The following is a 742-nucleotide window of genomic DNA, read 5'->3' on the forward strand; positions in this document are numbered from 1 at the left end:
CGGCGGCAGTCGGCCGTTGCCGATGCGCTCCATGCGGTAGCGCAGCAGCCGCAAGATGCGGCTTTCGAAATTGACGCTTTCGACGCGGTCGAACTGAAGCTGGGCGCGGTCGTGCTTGGCCAGGACAGCCGCGGTGATCGCGGCCGCCTTGGCCTTGGCGGCATCGCAGTTCTTTTGCGGGTAGGTGGCCTTCAAGGCCTCTTCGAGTTCGCCGCCATGGTTCTTGGCGATTTCGACATGGCGCTCCTCATGGCGCTTGATGTCGGCGGACAGCGTATCCCAGAACAGCCTGACATCGGCGTCGGCCTTGCGCGGGCGGCGCCACTCGGGAAGGATCACCTTCACCTTGACGGTCACCGCCGCGTCGGCGATCCGGCAGGAACTCGGCGTCTGCGCATAGCTGACACGGGTGGTGAAGGCCATCTGCGTGGCGCCCGGGTGCCGGTTGCCGGTGCTTTTCACCTCCGGCCCGCGTTTGGAGAGTTGTGCCTCGATGTCGTCGAGGGTGCTGCCGCCGATGGCGAAATAGCTGTACGTCTTGACGAGATTGGCGGTCGCCGCCGGAAGCGGGGTCATGGCGAGCAGCAGCGCGCAAGCCAAGGATCGTTTCACGCCCAGGGACCGTCTTTTCATGCCAAGCATGGCTCGCTTCATCATGTTGCCTCTTCGATCACCTTGCTTTACGGCCGTTGCCGGCGCAATGAAATTGATCCGCCAGGGATCACACATGATTGATGAACTC

The 742-nt window shown here is 63.2% G+C and carries 1 protein-coding gene; it reads right to left on the reverse strand.

From position 1 onward, the window contains the following. The coding region (locus EN939_RS36650) for a DUF922 domain-containing Zn-dependent protease (protein ID WP_127272094.1) at positions 1 to 654 on the reverse strand (654 nt) is incomplete at its 3' end. Positions 655 to 742: the final 88 nt, after the last annotated feature.

Source organism: Mesorhizobium sp. M7A.F.Ca.CA.002.05.1.1, from assembly GCF_003998335.1.
Classification (GTDB): Bacteria; Pseudomonadota; Alphaproteobacteria; order Rhizobiales; family Rhizobiaceae; genus Mesorhizobium.